Origin of the sequence: Ancylobacter polymorphus, assembly GCF_022836935.1 — a bacterium.
GTDB classification, from domain to species: domain Bacteria; phylum Pseudomonadota; class Alphaproteobacteria; order Rhizobiales; family Xanthobacteraceae; genus Ancylobacter; species Ancylobacter polymorphus_A.
Map to the genome: position 1 here is coordinate 3,071,298 of NZ_CP083239.1, position 17,093 is coordinate 3,088,390.

Here is a 17,093-nt window from a genome sequence, read left to right on the forward strand (position 1 = left end):
CAAGGTAGGCCATGGCGACCATCGCGCTTCTGTTCAGCGGGCTGGGGCTGTTCTTCATCGGGGTGCGCGGGCTGTCCGCCAATCTGGTGCCGCTGGTCGGCCGGCGCACCCGCGCCGCCTTCGCACGGGCCCTGCGCGGCAATTTCAGCGCCGCGATCAGCGGCACGCTGGCGGGGATGATCACCCAGAGTTCCACCGCCGTGTCGTGGATCGTCGTGTCCTTCGTGCGCGGCGGCGTGCTCACCGACGGGCCGGCGCTGCTGGCGCCGAGCTGGGCCAATGTCGGCACCTCGTTGCTGCCGCTGATCGTCGCCGTGGATACCTCGACCGCTGCCGGCCTCGTCATCGGCGTGGTGGGCTTCATCACCTATTTCCGGCTGGTGCGCGGCGACCGCATGCGCAACGCGCTCGACGCGGCGCTCGGCGCGGGGCTGCTGCTGTTCGGCATGCATCTCGTCTCCGTTGCCGTCGGCCCGATGCGCGAAGCCCTGCTGGGCCACCCCTGGTGGGAAGCGGCGGTCGAAAATCCCTGGCTGCTGGCAGCGATCGGCGCCGGCTTCTCCATGGCGGCGCAGTCCTCCTCGGTGGCGGCGGCGCTCGCCGTGGCGGCGGTCGGGGGCGGGCTGCTGGATTTCGGCACGGCGCTGCCGCTGATCGCCGGCGCCAACGCAGCGGGGATGATCAACAATGCCGTGCTGATCCCCGGCGAGACGCGGCCCGGCCGCGTCGTCTTCGCGCTGCAGGTGGTGCAGAAGGGTGCCGGCTCGCTGCTTCTGGCCGGGCTCGCCGTTTTCGCGGCGCTACGTCCAGAAGCCGTTGCGGGGCTTCTGCCGGCCGAGGGCGATATCGGCGCCGTGCTGGCGCTGCTGTTCCTGGCGGCGCAGATCGGCGGGGCGATCGCCTCCGCGCTGCTCGAAGCGCCGACCCGCCGTATCCTGGCGCGGCTGCTGCCGATGAACGCGGTGGAAACGCTCTCCCAGCCCGCCTTCCTGCTGCGCGAGGCGCTGAGCGACACCGAGGCGGCGCTGGACCTCGCCACGCGCGAAGTGGCGCGGCTGAGCGCCCGCCTGCCGCAGATGATCGAACATGTGCGCGAGGAGGGTGATGCCTCCGCGCCCTCTGCCACGGTGCTGCGCACCGCTGGCGCCAGCCTCACCGAGGCGATCCGCGCCTATCTCGCCTCGCTGCTCGACGCGCAGCTCGCCCGCGACCAGGTGGCGGTGGCGCTGCTGCTGGACGATGCCGCCAACAATGCCGGCGCCCTGCATGAAGCGCTGGCCGATTATGCGCAGGAGGCTGCCGCTGTCCGCCATGTGCCGACCGCGCAGCGGCTGAATGAGGCGCTGCATCTGCTGCTCGGCGCCGTCGCCGACCATGCCGAGAGCCTCGGGGCGGAGGAGCCGGAAGTGGTGCTCGCCCTGCTCGGCCATCGCGACCGGCTGATGGAGGAGCTGCGCCAGCGCCTCTCCTCGCAAAGCGATCTAGCGGCCGCGGAGCAGAACGCGCTGTTCCGCATGACGGTACTGTTCGAGCGCATCGTCTGGCTGGCGCGCCGTCTGGTCAACGGGATGACGCAGGTGCGCCGCGCCCGCAGCGTGGGTTAAAGCGCGAAGGTGAGGCGCTTCACATTGCGCCCCTTCTCGCGCGCATAGGCGAAGCTGTCGGCGAAGGTGCGCACCAGATGCACACCAAGCCCGCCGATGCGCCGCTCCTCCAGCGTGCCGTCGAGATCGGGAGGCGGCGCGGCGAAGGGGTCGAACGGGTCGCCATCGTCGCTGAAGACGAGGTCGAGGCGGTCGCCGGTGCGGCTCACCTCGATGACAATTTCGCCCGCGCGGCCGTCGGGATAGCCGTAATCGACCGCGTTGTTGAAGAACTCATCCACGGCGAGCTGCAGCCGATAGGCCGGGGTCGGCGGAACCCCGGCTTCTTCCATGAAGCCTTCGATCCGTGTGCTCAGCGCATCGAGCTCGCCCAGGTTGTTGGGCAGGCGTAGATCGAGCCGCATGTCGGTCATCGCCCGCTCCGCCGCGCGTGCCGGTGGTGTGGTCAGCCGAGGGAGGCGAGCGCCGCCTCGCGGCTGGGATGGATCGGGATCAGCGAGGAGAAGCCGCTCACGTCGAACACTTCGTGCACCTGCGGGATGAGGCTGCACACGGCGAGCGTGCCACCGGCGCCGCGCAGCATCTTGGTCGCCTTGAGCACGACGCGCAGGCCCGCCGAGCTGATATAGGTGAGCTCGGCGAAGTCGAGCAGCACCGTTCCGCTCGGCGCGGCGTCGACGAGGAACTCTTCCAGCTTGGGCGAGGAACTGCTGTCGAGCCGCCCCTTGACGGCAGTGACGACGACGGTGCCCTCGACGATGCGGTCGATATGTATCAAGGCTCGGCTCCAGAATTCGGGAGGGCGGCGGCATCGGGGAGGCCGCGCGGCCCAGCGCCTGCCAGCCCGTCCGCGCGAGGATGCAAGAGGATTATCGACAAAGCCAAAACCGTGCAAGCGCCGGGCTGGGTCGCCGGCGATGCGGTCAGTGCTCGAAGCGCAGGGTCAGTTTCTGCCGGCTGCCGTCCGTGCCGAGCACCAGCCTGTCGGCCCGCTTGCTCAGCATGTAGCCGACGAAGCGGGCGACGGCGTGGGCGTCGCCCAGAAGGTCCTCGGGCGAGGGGCGATGGTCGGGAATGGTGATCGGCTCGCCCTCATAGAGCAGCGCCACGTCGAAATTCTCCTCGTCGAAATGCGCCCGCACTTCCAGCTTGCCCGGGGCGACTCCGGTGTCGAGCAGCATCTCCACCCCTTCCGCCACGACGGGGATCGCCATGGAGATCACGTCGCGCCGCGCGCCCCACAGGTCGCCCTGATGTTCGAGGAATTCGGTGGCGACGGTGAAGGGGTTGTCGGCCGTCGTCACCTCGCGCGAGGCTTCCTGGCGGATGCCGATGCGGAAGACCAGGTTCAGCACGATGGCGACGGCGGTGGAGATGGAGAGCGGCGATTCGAGGATCGGCTGAGCCCATTCCGGGGTGAGGCCGACGAGCCCGGGCAGGATCGCCACGGCGAGGCCGGTGAGGATGGCGAGGCCGACGGTGAAGATGCGCCGGTCGCTGAGGCGGCGGGACAGGATGAGTTCCATGCCCGCCACGGTGAGGAAGGCGGCGGCATAGATGAGGATGGCGCCGATGACCGGGGAGGGGATGATGGTCAGCACGCCGATGAGGCGGGGCGAGAAGGCGGCGAGGATGATGAGGATGCCGGAAACGGCACCCACCCGCCACGCCGTCGTGCCCGTGGCGAAGGCGACGCCGACGGCGGCCGAGGAGGAGGCGCTGGCGAAACCGCCGGTAATGGCGGTGCCGATATCGCCGAGGCAGTTGGCCTGAATGGCGCGGCCGGCCTGGTCGAGATCGGCGCGGCGCCAGTCGGCATCGTCCATCCGCTGCATCGACACCACGGTGCCGACCATGTCCACGGCGGACAGCACGCCGGTGATGATCGCCGCCGGGATCAGCGCCCAGGAGAAGAAGCTGATGCCCGGCCAGCCCAGATGCGGCAGGTCGATATAGGGCAGGGTGGCGAAGCTGGCATTGGGCTCCGGCGCGACGCCGAGATAGGCCGCCAGAATCCAGCCGATCGCCGCGCCGATCGCCACCGCGAACAGCCGCAGCATGCCGCGCGAGAAGATGGCGAGGCCGACAATGATGACGAGCGTCACCGAGCTGACGAGGGCATAGCGCAGATCGAGATCGGGCGTGATCTCGCCGGAGATGCCGAACACCCGCCGCAGCGCCGGATCGGCGAGGGCGACGCCCAGCATGGTGACGGCGACGCCGCACACTTCCGGCGGGAACACCGCCCTCAGCGCGCGCATGAATCGCGACAGGGTGAGCTGCGAGATGGCGGCGACGAGGCTCATGCCGGCATAAAGCGCCGGTCCGCCGGCGGCGAGCGACTGCACCGCCAGCGGCATGTGCGCCATGTTCGGAATCTGCACCAGCAACATGCCCGCGCCGGGCTTGGGCAGGCATTCCAGCAGCGTGGCGAGCCCCATGAAGATGATGCAACTGGTGATGAAAAGCTGGGTATCGTCGAAGGACAGCCCCGCCTCGGCGGCGGCGACGAGCGGATAGACGATGAACAGCAGCGCGAGCGTGGCGTGCTGGACCCCGAGGATGAGCACCGTGCCGACGGGCGGCTTCTCATTGGCCGAGTAGATGATGTTTGTCGGCTTGCGCGGCATTGCGGGCCCTTGGAAGACATGGCGGGGCCAGGGCGGCGCCCGTCCGGATGCGGGATCGAGGCTTCCGCCCGACGCTGCCGACGGCAGGGGAATCTGCTGGTGCGACTATGATATTTCGCCGAGGGCCGGGCAAGGTCGACCATCGCCAACTTTCGGCGCGTGCCGGCGGGTGCGGGCCTTGTCGTCGTAAGTGATACAATGTATCAAATTCATTCTGCGCTGGCGCAAGCCGGGCGAAGGGCTCGGGCGAACCGGCACGCTTGACGGCGGGGGCGAAGCGTTTACGGTCGCGGTCGATCACGGTTCTTCGGGCACCCGCCCGAAGCTAAGAGGGAATTCGGTGAGGCGCCCCGCGCCAAAGCCGAGGCTGCCCCCGCAACTGTAAGCGGCGAGCCCTCTGCCCATCGTCCACTGGCGTTCCGGTTTCGGCCGGGCGCTGGGAAGGCCGGGCGGAGCCAGCGTCGACCCGCGAGCCAGGAGACCTGCCCTGATCGCACACAATCTTTCGGGCGGGGTGCTCCGAAGGTTGCCTTCCCGGCGGGCGTGCGAATCGCTCCCGCCTGGGCGGTGCCCTTTACGCTTCCCGTCTTCCTGTTCAGGAAGCGGTGACAATGCTCAACACGACCTCTCATCTTTTCCGTCGCTCGGCCCATGGCCTCGCCGTGGCGCTTGGCCTGCTCGCCGGCGCGGGCATGACGCAGGCCCTTGCCGGCACGACCTATCCGCTCACCCTTGAGAATTGCGGCTCCAAGGTGGTGATCGACCACGCGCCCAAGCGCGTGGTGAGCATCGGCCAGGCGCAGACGGAAATCCTCTATGCGCTCGGCCTCGGCGACCGCGTGGTGGCCAGCGCGCTGTGGTTCGGCCCCGTGGCCAAGCCTTATGCGGCCGTGAATGAAGGAGTGAAGCGGCTCGCCGACAATGATCCGAGCTTCGAGGCGGTGGTCGGGCAGGAGCCGGACCTCGTGGTCGCGATGTATGAGTGGCACATCGGGCCCAATGGCATCGTCGCCAAGCGCGAGCGCTTCGACGGGGTGAAGGTGCCGGTCTATGTTTCGCCCACCGACTGCGTCGGCAAGGACAATAGCGGCGCCGGCGACGGGGTGCGGACGCAGATGTATTCGACCGAGCTGCTCTACCGGAACATCCGCGAATATGGCGCCATCTTCGACGTGTCGGACCGCGCCGAGGCACTGGTCGCCCGGCTGAAGGCGCGCGAGGAAGCCGCCGCACGCAAGGTCGCAGCGCTGAAGGGCCGGGATATGTCCATGGCGCTGTGGTTCTCCAGCAAGGAGATCAAGGGCGACGCCTTCCTTGCCGGAAAGAACGGCGTGCCGGCCTATGTGATGGAACAGCTCGGCGCCCGAAACATCATCACCACCGAGGAGGAATGGCCGCTGGTCGGCTGGGAAACCATCGCCGCCAACGACCCCGACGTGCTGGTGCTGGTGAAGATGGACCGCCGCCGCTTTCCCGCCGACGATATCGACGCCAAGCTCGCCTTCCTCAAGACCGACCCGGTGGCGAGCCAGCTCTCCGCCGTGAAGAACGGGCGCATCGTCATCGTCGATGTCGCGGCCACACGGCCGGGGCTCGACACGGTGGACGGCCTGGAGGCCATCGCAGCGGCGGTGCAGGGCTTCGGTCTGGTCCATTGAGCCACATCGCCATCGGGCCGAACTGGCCGGCGCGGTTTGCCCTCGCCGGCCTCTCCCTCGCCGCGCTCGTCGTCGCCATCGCGCTGGCGGTGACGGTCGGCGAGATGCCGATTCCGCTTGGCGTCGCCTTCCGCGCGCTCGGCAACGGGCTGTTCGATCTCGGCTACCCTGTCAGCGCCATCCAGCAGGGGGTTATCTTCGAGTACCGGCTCAGCCGGGCGCTGATGGCGGCCTTGTGCGGCGGCGCGCTGGCGCTTTCCGGCGCGATCCTGCAGGCGCTGCTGCGCAACCCGCTGGCGGAACCCTATATTCTCGGCGTCTCCGCCGGCGCTTCCACGGGCGCGGTGTGTGTGATGATCCTCGGCTTTGGCGGGGCGACGCTCGGCCTGTCCGGCGGGGCGTTTCTCGGCTCGGTGGCGGCGCTGGTGCTGGTCGGCCTGCTCGCCGCCGGGGCGGGCGGGGCCAGCGACCGGGTGATTCTCGCCGGCGTCGCCGGCTCGCAGCTGTTCAACGCGGCGACCGCCACCATTGTCACGACGATGGCGAGCGCCGAACAGGCGCGGGGCGTGATGTTCTGGCTGCTCGGCAATTTCGGCGGCGTGCGCTGGTCGGACCTCGCGGTGGCCGCGCCGGTGGCGCTGTTCGGCTTCCTTGTGTGCATGGTCCACGCCAAGGCGCTGGACGCCTTCGCCTTCGGCGCCGATGCGGCGGCCTCGCTCGGCATCCCTGTGGCGCGGGTGCGGCTGGTGCTGCTGGCCACCACCGCGCTGCTCACCGCCACCATGGTGGCGATTGTCGGCACGGTCGGCTTTGTCGGGCTGGTGATCCCGCATGCGGCGCGCTTCCTCGTCGGCCCCGGCCATGCCCGGCTGCTGCCGGCCTGCCTCGTCATCGGCGCGGTGTTCATGATCCTCGCCGATGTGCTTTCGCGCATATTGGTGCCGCAGCAGATCCTGCCCATCGGCATCGTCACCGCTTTGGTCGGCGCGCCGGCCTTCGCCTTCATCCTCTATCGCGCGAGGCGGCCCGCATGACGCTCGCCACCCATGATGTGCGCTGGGGCGCGGGCGGGAAGCTGATCGTCGACGGCGTGACGCTGGAGGTCGAGCCCAACCGTGTGCTCGGCCTGATCGGCCCCAATGGCTCGGGCAAGTCGAGCCTCCTGCGCCTGCTCTGCCGCCTGCGCAAGGTGGCGAGCGGCGTGGTCACGCTGGACGGGCAGGACATTGCCGGCGTCGGTCGGCGCGACCTTGCCCGGCGTCTCGCCTTTGTCGAGCAGCAGGCAACCACCGAGATCGCGCTCACCGTCTGCGACGTGGTGCGGCTGGGGCGAACGCCGCACCGCGCCGCCTTCGCCGCGTGGAGTGCGGAAGACGAGCGGGCGGTCGATGCGGCCCTCGAACGGGTCGGCCTTTCCGAGCGGCACGACCAGCTTTGGCACACGCTGTCGGGCGGCGAGCGCCAGCGCGTCCATATCGCCCGCGCGCTGGCGCAGGCGCCGCGCGAGCTCATTCTCGACGAGCCGACCAACCATCTCGACATCCAGCACCAGCTCTCCATTCTCAGGCTGGTGCGGCGGCTCGGCGTAACCTGCATCGTGGCGCTGCACGATCTCAACCTCGCCTCGCTGTTCTGCGACCGCATCGGCGTGCTCGCCACCGGCCGGCTGGTGGCGGCCGGCGCGCCGGAGCAAGTTCTCACCCCGACCCTCATTCGCGACGTGTTCGGGGTGGAGGTCGCTATCCGCCCCGGCGCCAATGGCCGCCGCCAGATCGACTATCTCGTCGATCACGAGCCGGACGAACCTTTGTGAGGTGCCGGCGCCAAGCCGAGCCGAGCGGCGCCGGCGGGGATGAGGGTTTCATTGCCGGCCTCGCAGGCGCATTCTACTGTGCCGCGAAACCGACGCTGAAGGTGCCATGTCGCAATCGCCGAAAGGTTCGCCGAAGGATACGCAGGCACCTCTCCCGGGGGCGGACCTGCTCGCCCCGTTCGCCGGCCAGACGGACGATGCCTGGATCGCCGTCATCCGCAAGATGGACGAGACCTATGCCGAGCTCGTCGCCCAGCAGGTCGCGCTGGAACAGAAGAACGCGGAGCTTGAGGAGGCGCAGACCTTCATCGCCGGCCTGATGTCGTCGATGACCGACGTGCTCATCGCCTGCGACCCCTCCGGCCGCATCGAGCAGGTGAACCTCGCCGCCGAGCGCGCCTTCCAGCGTCCGCCGGGCGATCTGGAGCGGCGGCACCTGCGCGACCTTATCGCGGCGGACTCGCCGACCACCTTCGACGATCTGCGCGCCACCATCGAGCGGCGCGCGCGCCTCAGCGACCGCGAACTGCTGTTCGCGACGCCAGCGGGGCCGCTGCCGGTGTCGGTCAATGGCGCGGTGCGGTTTGACTCGCGCGGGCGTGCGGTCGGCATGGTGCTGGTCGGCCGGCCCATCGGTGAGTTGCGCCAGGCCTATAGCGACCTTGCCGCCGCGCATGAGCGGCTGAAGCAGACGCAGAAGCAGCTGGTCCATTCGGAAAAGATGGCCTCGCTCGGCCGTCTTGTCGCCGGCGTGGCGCATGAGCTGAACAACCCGATCTCCTTCGTCTATGGCAATGCCCATACGCTGAAGCGCTACGGCGCCCGGCTCACCACCTATCTCGACGCGGTGCATCGCGGGGTGAGCGGGCCGGCTCTGGCGAAGCTGCAGGTCGAACTTAAGATCGACACGACGCTGGCCAATATCGCCGGCACGCTCGACGGCATGCTGGAAGGCGCCGAGCGGGTGCGCGACATCGTCGCCGATCTGCGCCATTTCTCCTCCGAGCGGCGCGAGGCCTGGGAGGCGTTCGACCTCGCCCCGCTGGTCCGCTCCGCACTGGAATGGGTGGCGAAGGCGCAGCGCCCGGCGATCGAAACGCGCTTCGACATGGATGAGGGCCTGATGGTGGTCGGCCATCCCGGCCATATCCATCAGGTGCTGATGAATCTGGTGCAGAACGCGCTCGATGCCATGGAAGGCCAGCCCGTGCAGCGGCTAGACATCACCGGCCGGGCGGGCGACGTGGTCACGCTCATGCTGCGCGACACCGGGCCGGGCATCGACGCCGACATCGCCTCGCGCATTTTCGATCCGTTCTTCACCACCAAAGAGGTGGGCAAGGGCACCGGGCTCGGGCTTTCCATCAGCTATGGCATCGTGCAGGAGCATGGCGGCACACTGGAAGCCGCCAACCATCCCGAGGGCGGGGCGGTGATGACGCTGACGCTTCCGGCGGCCAGCGCCGCGAACGGAGATTGAGACCATGCCCGTTCCCCCCGAGCCCGCGCCGTTCAACGTGCTGTGGATCCAGTCCGGCGGCTGCGGCGGCTGCACCATGTCGATGCTGTGCGCGGAGGCGCCGGACCTCGCTACCACGCTGGAGAGCGCCAATATCCGCTTCCTCTGGCACCCGACCCTTTCCGAGGAGACCGGGGCGGAGGCGGTGGCGCTGTTCGAACAGGTGCTCGACGGCACGCTCCGGCTCGACGCGCTCTGTGTGGAAGGCGCCATGCTGCGCGGCCCCAAGGATACCGGGCGCTTCCACATCCTCGCCGGCACCGGCGTTCCCACCATCGAATGGGTGCGGCGGCTGGCGGCGGTGGCGGAGACTGTGGTGGCGGTCGGCACCTGCGCCGCCTATGGCGGCGTCACCGCCGCCGGCGCCAACCCCACCGATGCCTGCGGCCTGCAATATGACGGGCGCCGCGAAGGCGGGGCGCTCGGCGCCGCCTTCCGCTCCCGCTCCGGCCTGCCGGTCATCAATGTCGCTGGCTGCCCGACCCATCCCAATTGGGTGACGGAAACGCTGATGCTGCTGGCGGCGGGACTGCTGGGGGCGGACGATCTCGATGTGTATCGCCGCCCGCGCTTCTATGCCGACCATCTCGTGCATCATGGCTGCCCGCGCAACGAATATTACGAGTACAAGGCCAGCGCGGAGAAGATGTCCGATCTCGGCTGCATGATGGAGCATCTCGGCTGCCTCGGCACGCAGGCGCATGCCGATTGCAACACCCGTCTGTGGAATGGGGAGGGCTCGTGCACGCGCGGCGGCTATGCCTGCATCAACTGCACCGCGCCGGAATTCGAGGAGCCGGGGCACGCCTTCGTCGAGACGCCGAAGATCGCCGGTTTCCCGGTCGGCCTGCCCACCGACATGCCGAAGGCGTGGTTCGTGGCGCTGTCCTCGCTCGCCAAGGCGGCGACGCCGGAGCGGCTGCGGCTGAACGCGACCAGCGACCATGTGGTGCGCTCGCCCGCCGTGCGGGACATCAAGCGCCGATGAGCGACAATGGTGCATCGGAGGGCACGACGCGGCTCGTCGTCGGCCCGTTCAACCGGGTCGAGGGCGATCTCGAAGTGCGGCTGGAATTGTCGCAGGGGCGGGTGGAGGCGGCCTTCGTGTCGTCGCCGCTGTTCCGGGGCTTCGAGCGCATATTGGAAGGCCGCGACCCGCGCGACGCGCTGGTGATCGCGCCGCGCATCTGCGGCATCTGCTCGGTGTCGCAGTCCCATGCCGCCGCGCTGGCGCTTGCCGGGGTGCAGGGGCTGGTGCCGACCGACAATGGAAGGGTAGCGACCAATCTCATCGTCGCTACCGAGAATGTGGCCGACCATCTCACCCATTTCCATGTGTTCTTCATGCCGGACTTTGCCCGCGCCCTCTATGCGGAGCGGCCGTGGTTCCCGCGCGTCGAAGCGCGCTTCAAGGCGGCGCAGGGCAGCGCGGTGCGCAAGGCACTGGAGACACGGACCACGCTTCTGCATGTGCTCGGGCTGCTCGCCGGTCGCTGGCCGCACACGCTGGCGATCCAGCCCGGCGGGGTGACGCGCGGGGCGGACGTGCGCGACAAGGTGCGTCTCGCAGCTACGCTCGGCGCGGTGCGGCGGGCGCTGGAGGAGGGGCTGTTCGGGGCGAAGCTGGAGCGCGTCGCCGAGCTTTCCACCCGCGAGGAGTTGGACCTCTGGCGCGCCGCCGGCCCGGAAGGCGATTTCCGCCTCTTCCTCGACATTGCCGCCGATCTCGACCTCGGCCGGCTCGGCCGCGCCTATGACCGCTATCTCAGCTATGGCGCCTATCCCGGCGCCGAGAGGCGGCTTTACGCGCGCGGGATTTTCACCCCGGACGGCGCGGGCGCGGTGGATCTGAGCGCCATCGCGGAAGACCATACGCATGCGCGGATGGAGCATCGCACCCATCCGCACCACCCCTTCGACGGCTCGACCCTGCCGGATGCCGAGGACGAGACCGGCTATAGCTGGTGCAAGGCGCCGCGCCTTCATGGCCTGCCCTTCGAGACCGGCGCCGTCGCCCGGCAGATGGTGGACGGCCAGCCGCTGATCCGCGATATCGTGCAGAGCGAGGGCGGCAGCGTGCTCGCCCGCGTCGTGGCGCGGCTGGTGGAAACGGCGCGCACGCTCATCGCCATGGAGCGTTGGGTGCATGAACTCACCCCCGGCGCGCCCTGGTGCGCGCAGGGGAGCCTGCCCAGCCATGGGCGGGCGGCGGGGCTCACCGAGGCGGCGCGGGGCGCGCTCGGGCACTGGTTGCGGGTGGAGAACGGGCGCATCGCCGGCTACCAGATCATCGCCCCCACCACCTGGAATTTCTCGCCACGGGATGCCGCCGGCGTGCCAGGGCCGCTGGAGGCGGCACTGGTCGGCGCGCCGGTGCGCCAGGGTGAGGCGACGCCGGTGGCGGTTCAGCACATCGTCCGCTCCTTCGATCCCTGCATGGTCTGCACGGTGCATTGAGCCGCGCCATGCCCAGCGAGGAGATCATCGTCCGCGGCATCGTGCAGGGCGTCGGCTTCCGCCCCTTCGTGTGGCGGCTGGCGCAGCGCCTCGGGATCGACGGCGAGGTGAGCAATCGCGGCGACGCGGTGGTTATCGTCGCTTCCGGGCCGCCTCCGGTTCTCGACGCCTTCGCCGCCGCGCTCACCGCCGAGGCACCGCCGCTCGCCCGGGTGGAGACGGTCGAGCGCCGGGTGGCAGCTGCCTTCGCCGGCAGCGGCTTCAGCATTGCCGCCAGCGCGCCCGGCACGGTGTCGGTCGGCATCGTCGCTGATATCGCGACCTGCCCGGCCTGCCGCGCCGAGATCGCCGACGCCGCCGCGCGCCGGCATCGCTACGCCTTCACCAACTGCACCGATTGCGGGCCGCGCTTCTCCATCGTCGAGGGCCTGCCCTATGACCGCGCGGCGACCACCATGCGCGGCTTCACCCTATGCGCGGCCTGCCGGGCGGAATATGCCAACCCGGCCGACCGGCGTTTCCACGCTCAGCCCATCGCCTGCCCCGACTGCGGGCCGAAGCTGTGGTTGGAGGAGGGTGGGGAGGTGGTCGACGGCGACCCGGTGGCGGCCGCTGCCCTGCGGCTGCGCGGGGGAAAAATCCTCGCCATCAAGGGGATCGGCGGCTTTCACATCGCCTGCGACGCGACCAGCGAGGCCACCGTCGCTGAACTGCGCGCCCGCAAGCACCGCCCGACGAAACCGCTGGCGGTGATGCTGCGCGATCCGGCCATGGTGCGGGCGTTCTGCGTGGCCGGGGACGCGGAAATCGCGGCGCTCAGCCACCCTTCCGCGCCCATTCTCCTGCTGCGGCTGCGGCCGGAGACCGCGCTCGCCGCCTCGGTGGCGCCGGGGCCGAACCGGCTCGGGGTGATGCTGCCCTATACGCCGCTGCACCACCGGCTGATGGAGGCGGTGGCCCGCCCGCTGGTGATGACCAGCGCCAACCGCTCCGGCGAACCCCAGATCTTTCGCGACGACGCGGCGCGGGTGGGGCTTGCCGGGATCGTCGACGGTTTCCTCACCCATGACCGCCCCATCGCCCGGCGGCTCGACGACAGCGTGGTGCAGTTCGCCGCCGGGCGGCCGCAGGTGATGCGGCGCGGGCGCGGCCTGGCCCCGGCACCGCGCGCTTTGCCGGCGGGCTTCGAGGAGGCAACCCCGGTGCTGGCGCTCGGTGGCGCGCTGAAAAGCGCGATCTGCCTCGCCATCGGCGGCAAGGCGCTGCTGTCGCATCATCTCGGCGATCTCGACGAGCCGGCGACACAGGACGCCTTCGAGCAGGCCATCGCCGACTATTCCGCCCTGTTCGACCATCGCCCGGCGGCGATTGCCGTCGACACGCACCCGGATTACCCGCCTAGCCGCTACGGCGCCGCGCTGGCAGAGGCGCGCGGCCTGCCGCTGATGCCCGTGCAGCACCACCACGCCCACATCGCCGCCGTGATGGCGGAACGGGGGTGGCCTCTGGAAAGCGGGCCGGTGATCGGCCTCGCGCTCGACGGGCTCGGTTTTGGCGAGGACGGCACCATCTGGGGCGCGGAAATCCTCCTCTGCGACTACCGCAACAGCCGCCGGCTCGCGCGGCTGAAGCCGATCCCACTCGCCGGCGGGGATGCCGCCAATCGCGAGCCCTGGCGCGTGCTGCTCGCCCATCTCGATGCCGCGCTGGGGCCGGAGGCGGTGCCGGATGCGCCCTTCGCGGGGCTTCCGGTCGCGACCCTGCGCGCCATGATCGCGCGTGGCCTCAACGCGCCGCTGGCGAGTTCCGCCGGGCGCCTGTTCGACGCCATGGCCGCGCTGCTCGGCCTCGCGCCGCCACGCCTCAGCTTCGAGGGCGAGGCGGCGATGGCGCTGCAGGCGGTGGCGGAAGCGGCGGCAAAGGTGCCGCCCTATCCCTTCGGCCTTGCGCCGATAGGTGATCTCATGGAGATCGACCCCGCCCCCATGTGGCGGGCGGCCTGCGCCGACCTGGCGGCGGGGTGCCCGGCCGACCCCATCGCCCGGCGGTTGCATGCCGGGGTGGCGGAGAGCTTTGCCGGCCTCGCCCTCTCCCTCGCCGACCGGCACGGAGCGGGTGCCATCGCCCTGTCCGGTGGCGTCTGCCAGAACGCGCTGCTGCTGGAGATGCTGGTGGCGCGGCTGGAGGCTTCCGGGCGAACGCTGCTGCTGCCCGGCGAGGTGCCGGCCAATGATGGCGGCCTCGCCCTCGGGCAGGCGGCGGTCGCGGCCGCGCGGCTGGGAGCTGCGCCGCGCGGCGGGCGGTAAGCCGCTTTCCGCTCCTCCGGCAAAGCGGTCTCGCCGCTTCCGGGGCGCAGTAGCGGCGATGCGATCTAAGCTATTGAAATAAAACAATAAAGCGCGCTGGCACGCGGGTTGCTGTTGTCCTTGCATCGGTGCGCGCCGACGCGCCGGACAACAAGCACACCGGAGGGAGCCGCATGGCTGGGCTTGAGACGTTCTACGAGGTGATGCGACGGCAGGGCATCACCCGCCGATCCTTCCTCAAATATTGTTCGCTGACCGCCGCCGCGCTCGGTCTCGGCCCGGAATTCGTGCCGCAGATCGCCCATGCCATGGAGACCAAGCCGCGCACGCCGGTGCTGTGGCTGCACGGGCTGGAATGCACCTGCTGCTCGGAGAGCTTCATCCGCTCGGCGCATCCGCTCGCCAAGGATGTCGTGCTGTCGATGATCTCGCTCGACTATGACGACACGCTGATGGCCTCCGCCGGGCATCAGGCCGAGGCGATCCTTCAGGAGGTGATGGAGAAGTACAAGGGCAACTACATCCTCGCCGTGGAAGGCAACCCGCCGCTGAACGAGGATGGCATGTACTGCATCATCGGCGGCAAGCCCTTCCTCGACCAGCTGCGCATGGTGGCGAAGGACGCCAAGGCGGTGATCTCCTGGGGCTCCTGCGCCTCGCATGGCTGCGTGCAGGCGGCACGCCCGAACCCGACCCGCGCCACCCCGGTGCACGAGGTCATCACCGACAAGCCGATCATCAAGGTGCCGGGCTGCCCGCCCATCGCCGAGGTGATGACGGGCGTCATCACCTACATGCTCACCTTCGACCGCATGCCCGAGCTCGACCGGCAGGGGCGGCCGAAAATGTTCTACTCCCAGCGTATCCACGACAAATGCTACCGCCGGCCGCATTTCGACGCCGGCCAGTTCGTCGAGTCCTTCGACGATGAGGGCGCGCGCAAGGGCTATTGCCTCTACAAGGTCGGCTGCAAGGGACCGACCACCTACAATGCCTGCTCCACCGTGCGCTGGAACGAGGGCACCTCCTTCCCGATCCAGGCCGGCCATGGCTGCATCGGCTGCTCGGAAGACGGCTTCTGGGACAAGGGCTCCTGGTATGCGCGCCTCACCGACCTGCACGGCGTCGGCTTCGGCATCGAATCCACCGCCGACCGGGTCGGTCTCGGCGCGGCGGCGGCGGTGGGCGGCGCGGTGGCGCTGCATGCGGCGGTGAGCGCGCTCAAGCGCGCCCAGCACAAGCACGGCAACGGTTCGAACGGCTCCAGCCACACGGGAGACGCGGCATGACCATCCAGACCCCCAACGGCTTCAGCCTCGACACGTCAGGCAAGCGCATCGTCGTCGATCCCGTCACCCGCATCGAAGGCCATATGCGCTGCGAGGTGAATGTCGATTCCAACAATGTCATCCGCAACGCGGTCTCCACCGGCACCATGTGGCGCGGGCTGGAGGTGATCCTGAAAGGGCGCGACCCCCGCGACGCCTGGGCCTTCGTCGAGCGCATCTGCGGCGTGTGCACCGGCTGCCACGCGCTCACCTCGGTGCGCGCGGTGGAGGACGCGCTCGACATCCGCATCCCCAACAACGCCTTCCTGATCCGCGAGATCATGGCCAAGGTGCTGCAATGGCACGACCATGTCGTGCACTTCTATCACCTGCACGCTTTGGACTGGGTCAACCCGGTCAACGCGCTGAAGGCCGATCCGAAGGCGACCTCGCAATTGCAGCAGATGGTGGGCCCCGACCATCCCAATTCCAGCCCCGGCTATTTCCGCGATGTGCAGAACCGGCTGAAGAAATTCGTCGAAAGCGGCCAGCTCGGCATCTTCAAGAACGGCTATTGGGACAACCCGGCCTACAAGCTGCCGCCCGAGGCCGATCTGATGGCGGTGACGCATTACCTGGAAGCGCTCGATTTCCAGAAGGAGATCGTCAAGGTCCACACCATTTTCGGCGGCAAGAATCCGCATCCGAACTACATGGTGGGCGGCGTGCCCTGCGCCATCAACATGGACGGCAACATGGCCGCCGGCGCGCCGCTGAACATGGAGCGGCTGAACTTCGTCAAGCTGAAGCTGCAGGAAGCCTTCGCCTTCTCCAAGAATGTCTATGTCCCCGACGTGATCGCCATCGCCTCCTTCTACAAGGGCTGGCTTTATGGCGGCGGCCTCTCCGGCCTCAACGTTATGGACTATGGCGACTATGAAGCGGTGCAGGGCCGCAAAGAGACCGACCGCCTGCCGGGCGGCGTCATTCTCAACGGCAAGTGGGACGAGGTGCACCCCATCGACCCGCGCGACCCCGAGCAGGTGCAGGAGTTCGTCACCCATAGCTGGTACAGCTATGGCGACGGCAATGCCGACAAGGGTCTGCATCCCTGGGACGGCGTCACCTCGCCGAAATACGAGCTGGGCCCCAACGCCAAGGGCACGCGCACCGACATTCGCGAGATCGACGAGAGCGCGAAATATTCCTGGATCAAGGCGCCGCGCTGGAAGGGCAATGCGGTGGAGGTCGGTCCGCTCGCCCGCTACATCCTCGCCTATGCCCATGGCGTCGACTATGTGAAGGGGCAGGTGGACGACTCGCTCGGCCGCTTCAACGCTTTGGCCGGCACCAGCTTCACCCCGCAGCAGGCCCTGCCGACCACCATCGGCCGCACGCTGGCGCGGGCGCTGGAGGCGCATTACTGCGCGCAGATGATGCTGGACGATTTCGACCACCTGATCGCCAACATCAAGGCCGGCGACAGCTCCACCGCCAATGTCGAGAAATGGGACCCCGCGACCTGGCCGAAGGAGGCCAAGGGCGTCGGCACGGTGGCCGCGCCGCGCGGCGGGCTCGGCCACTGGATCAAGATCAAGGACGGGCGGATCGAGAACTACCAGTGCGTGGTGCCGACCACCTGGAATGGCGGCCCGCGCGACCCCAAGGGCAATATCGGCGCCTTCGAGGCCTCGCTGATGAACACGCCGATGGAGCGGCCGGAGGAGCCGGTGGAAATCCTGCGCACGCTCCACTCCTTTGATCCGTGCCTCGCCTGCTCGACGCACGTCATCGCGCCCGACGGGGCGGAGATGGCGCGGGTCACGGTGCGCTGAGGG

At 69.2% G+C, this 17,093-nt stretch carries 13 protein-coding genes and 1 riboswitch; of the genes, 10 read left to right on the plus strand and 3 right to left on the minus strand.

The genetic code is table 11. The features are described 5' to 3' along the window. The first annotated feature begins 11 nt into the window (after positions 1–11). Complete coding sequence (locus K9D25_RS14485) at positions 12–1,604, plus strand: Na+/Picotransporter (protein WP_244376289.1); 1,593 nt, start codon at positions 12–14, stop codon at positions 1,602–1,604. Here the strand turns inward: K9D25_RS14485 and K9D25_RS14490 are convergent. From K9D25_RS14490 to K9D25_RS14500, 3 genes are all read right to left on the minus strand, one after another. Further along, on the minus strand, positions 1,601–2,017 hold the full coding sequence (locus K9D25_RS14490; RefSeq protein ID WP_244376291.1) for an ATP-binding protein: 417 nt from the start codon (positions 2,015–2,017) through the stop codon (positions 1,601–1,603). The two genes, K9D25_RS14485 and K9D25_RS14490, sit on opposite strands and share 4 nt — an antisense overlap. A gap of 32 nt (positions 2,018–2,049) precedes the next feature. Next, a complete protein-coding gene (locus K9D25_RS14495; RefSeq protein WP_244376293.1) occupies positions 2,050–2,382 on the minus strand; it encodes an STAS domain-containing protein in 333 nt (110 codons plus the stop codon). A gap of 145 nt (positions 2,383–2,527) precedes the next feature. Continuing rightward, the gene (locus K9D25_RS14500) at positions 2,528–4,234 is read right to left on the minus strand and encodes a uracil-xanthine permease family protein (protein ID WP_244376295.1); all 1,707 of its coding nucleotides are present in this window, start codon (positions 4,232–4,234) and stop codon (positions 2,528–2,530) included. Between the two features lie 283 nt (positions 4,235–4,517). Beyond that, a riboswitch (cobalamin riboswitch) is annotated at positions 4,518–4,738 on the plus strand. A 107-nt stretch (positions 4,739–4,845) separates the two neighbouring features. On the opposite strand from K9D25_RS14500, the gene K9D25_RS14505 reads away from it, so the two are divergent. From K9D25_RS14505 to K9D25_RS14545, 9 genes are all read left to right on the plus strand, one after another. Beyond that, entirely contained in the window at positions 4,846–5,892 is a 1,047-nt protein-coding gene (locus K9D25_RS14505) for an ABC transporter substrate-binding protein (protein ID WP_244376297.1), read from the plus strand. Beyond that, a complete protein-coding gene (locus K9D25_RS14510; RefSeq protein WP_244376299.1) occupies positions 5,889–6,926 on the plus strand; it encodes a FecCD family ABC transporter permease in 1,038 nt (345 codons plus the stop codon). The genes K9D25_RS14505 and K9D25_RS14510 overlap by 4 nt, the downstream gene beginning before the upstream one ends. Continuing rightward, the gene (locus tag K9D25_RS14515) at positions 6,923–7,705 is read left to right on the plus strand and encodes an ABC transporter ATP-binding protein (protein ID WP_244376301.1); all 783 of its coding nucleotides are present in this window, start codon (positions 6,923–6,925) and stop codon (positions 7,703–7,705) included. Before K9D25_RS14510 ends, K9D25_RS14515 begins: the two co-directional genes overlap by 4 nt. A 106-nt stretch (positions 7,706–7,811) precedes the next feature. Next, complete coding sequence (locus K9D25_RS14520; RefSeq protein WP_244376303.1) at positions 7,812–9,185, plus strand: sensor histidine kinase; 1,374 nt, start codon at positions 7,812–7,814, stop codon at positions 9,183–9,185. Between the two features lie 4 nt (positions 9,186–9,189). Then, positions 9,190–10,212, plus strand: a complete 1,023-nt coding sequence (locus K9D25_RS14525; protein ID WP_244376305.1) for a HupU protein — start codon at positions 9,190–9,192, stop codon at positions 10,210–10,212. After that, on the plus strand, positions 10,209–11,681 hold the full coding sequence (locus K9D25_RS14530) for a nickel-dependent hydrogenase large subunit (RefSeq protein ID WP_244376307.1): 1,473 nt from the start codon (positions 10,209–10,211) through the stop codon (positions 11,679–11,681). Before K9D25_RS14525 ends, K9D25_RS14530 begins: the two co-directional genes overlap by 4 nt. Before the next feature lie 8 nt (positions 11,682–11,689). Next, positions 11,690–13,987: a carbamoyltransferase HypF gene (gene hypF / locus K9D25_RS14535; protein ID WP_244376309.1), complete on the plus strand. Its 2,298-nt coding sequence runs from the start codon at positions 11,690–11,692 to the stop codon at positions 13,985–13,987. Between the two features lie 173 nt (positions 13,988–14,160). After that, complete coding sequence (locus K9D25_RS14540; protein WP_244376311.1) at positions 14,161–15,276, plus strand: hydrogenase small subunit; 1,116 nt, start codon at positions 14,161–14,163, stop codon at positions 15,274–15,276. After that, positions 15,273–17,090, plus strand: a complete 1,818-nt coding sequence (locus K9D25_RS14545; protein ID WP_244376313.1) for a nickel-dependent hydrogenase large subunit — start codon at positions 15,273–15,275, stop codon at positions 17,088–17,090. Before K9D25_RS14540 ends, K9D25_RS14545 begins: the two co-directional genes overlap by 4 nt. The last annotated feature ends 3 nt before the right edge of the window (positions 17,091–17,093 follow it).

Bases quoted from the DNA above. Each gene is read 5' to 3' on its own strand.
- K9D25_RS14525 (WP_244376305.1), top strand. From the start codon at position 9,190: ATGCCCGTTCCCCCCGAGCCCGCGCCGTTCAACGTGCTGTGGATCCAG.
- K9D25_RS14530 (WP_244376307.1), top strand. From the start codon at position 10,209: ATGAGCGACAATGGTGCATCGGAGGGCACGACGCGGCTCGTCGTCGGC.
- K9D25_RS14515 (WP_244376301.1), top strand. From the start codon at position 6,923: ATGACGCTCGCCACCCATGATGTGCGCTGGGGCGCGGGCGGGAAGCTG.
- K9D25_RS14500 (WP_244376295.1), bottom strand. From the start codon at position 4,234: ATGCCGCGCAAGCCGACAAACATCATCTACTCGGCCAATGAGAAGCCG.
- K9D25_RS14490 (WP_244376291.1), bottom strand. From the start codon at position 2,017: ATGACCGACATGCGGCTCGATCTACGCCTGCCCAACAACCTGGGCGAG.
- K9D25_RS14540 (WP_244376311.1), top strand. From the start codon at position 14,161: ATGGCTGGGCTTGAGACGTTCTACGAGGTGATGCGACGGCAGGGCATC.
- K9D25_RS14505 (WP_244376297.1), top strand. From the start codon at position 4,846: ATGCTCAACACGACCTCTCATCTTTTCCGTCGCTCGGCCCATGGCCTC.
- K9D25_RS14520 (WP_244376303.1), top strand. From the start codon at position 7,812: ATGTCGCAATCGCCGAAAGGTTCGCCGAAGGATACGCAGGCACCTCTC.
- hypF (WP_244376309.1), top strand. From the start codon at position 11,690: ATGCCCAGCGAGGAGATCATCGTCCGCGGCATCGTGCAGGGCGTCGGC.
- K9D25_RS14545 (WP_244376313.1), top strand. From the start codon at position 15,273: ATGACCATCCAGACCCCCAACGGCTTCAGCCTCGACACGTCAGGCAAG.
- K9D25_RS14485 (WP_244376289.1), top strand. From the start codon at position 12: ATGGCGACCATCGCGCTTCTGTTCAGCGGGCTGGGGCTGTTCTTCATC.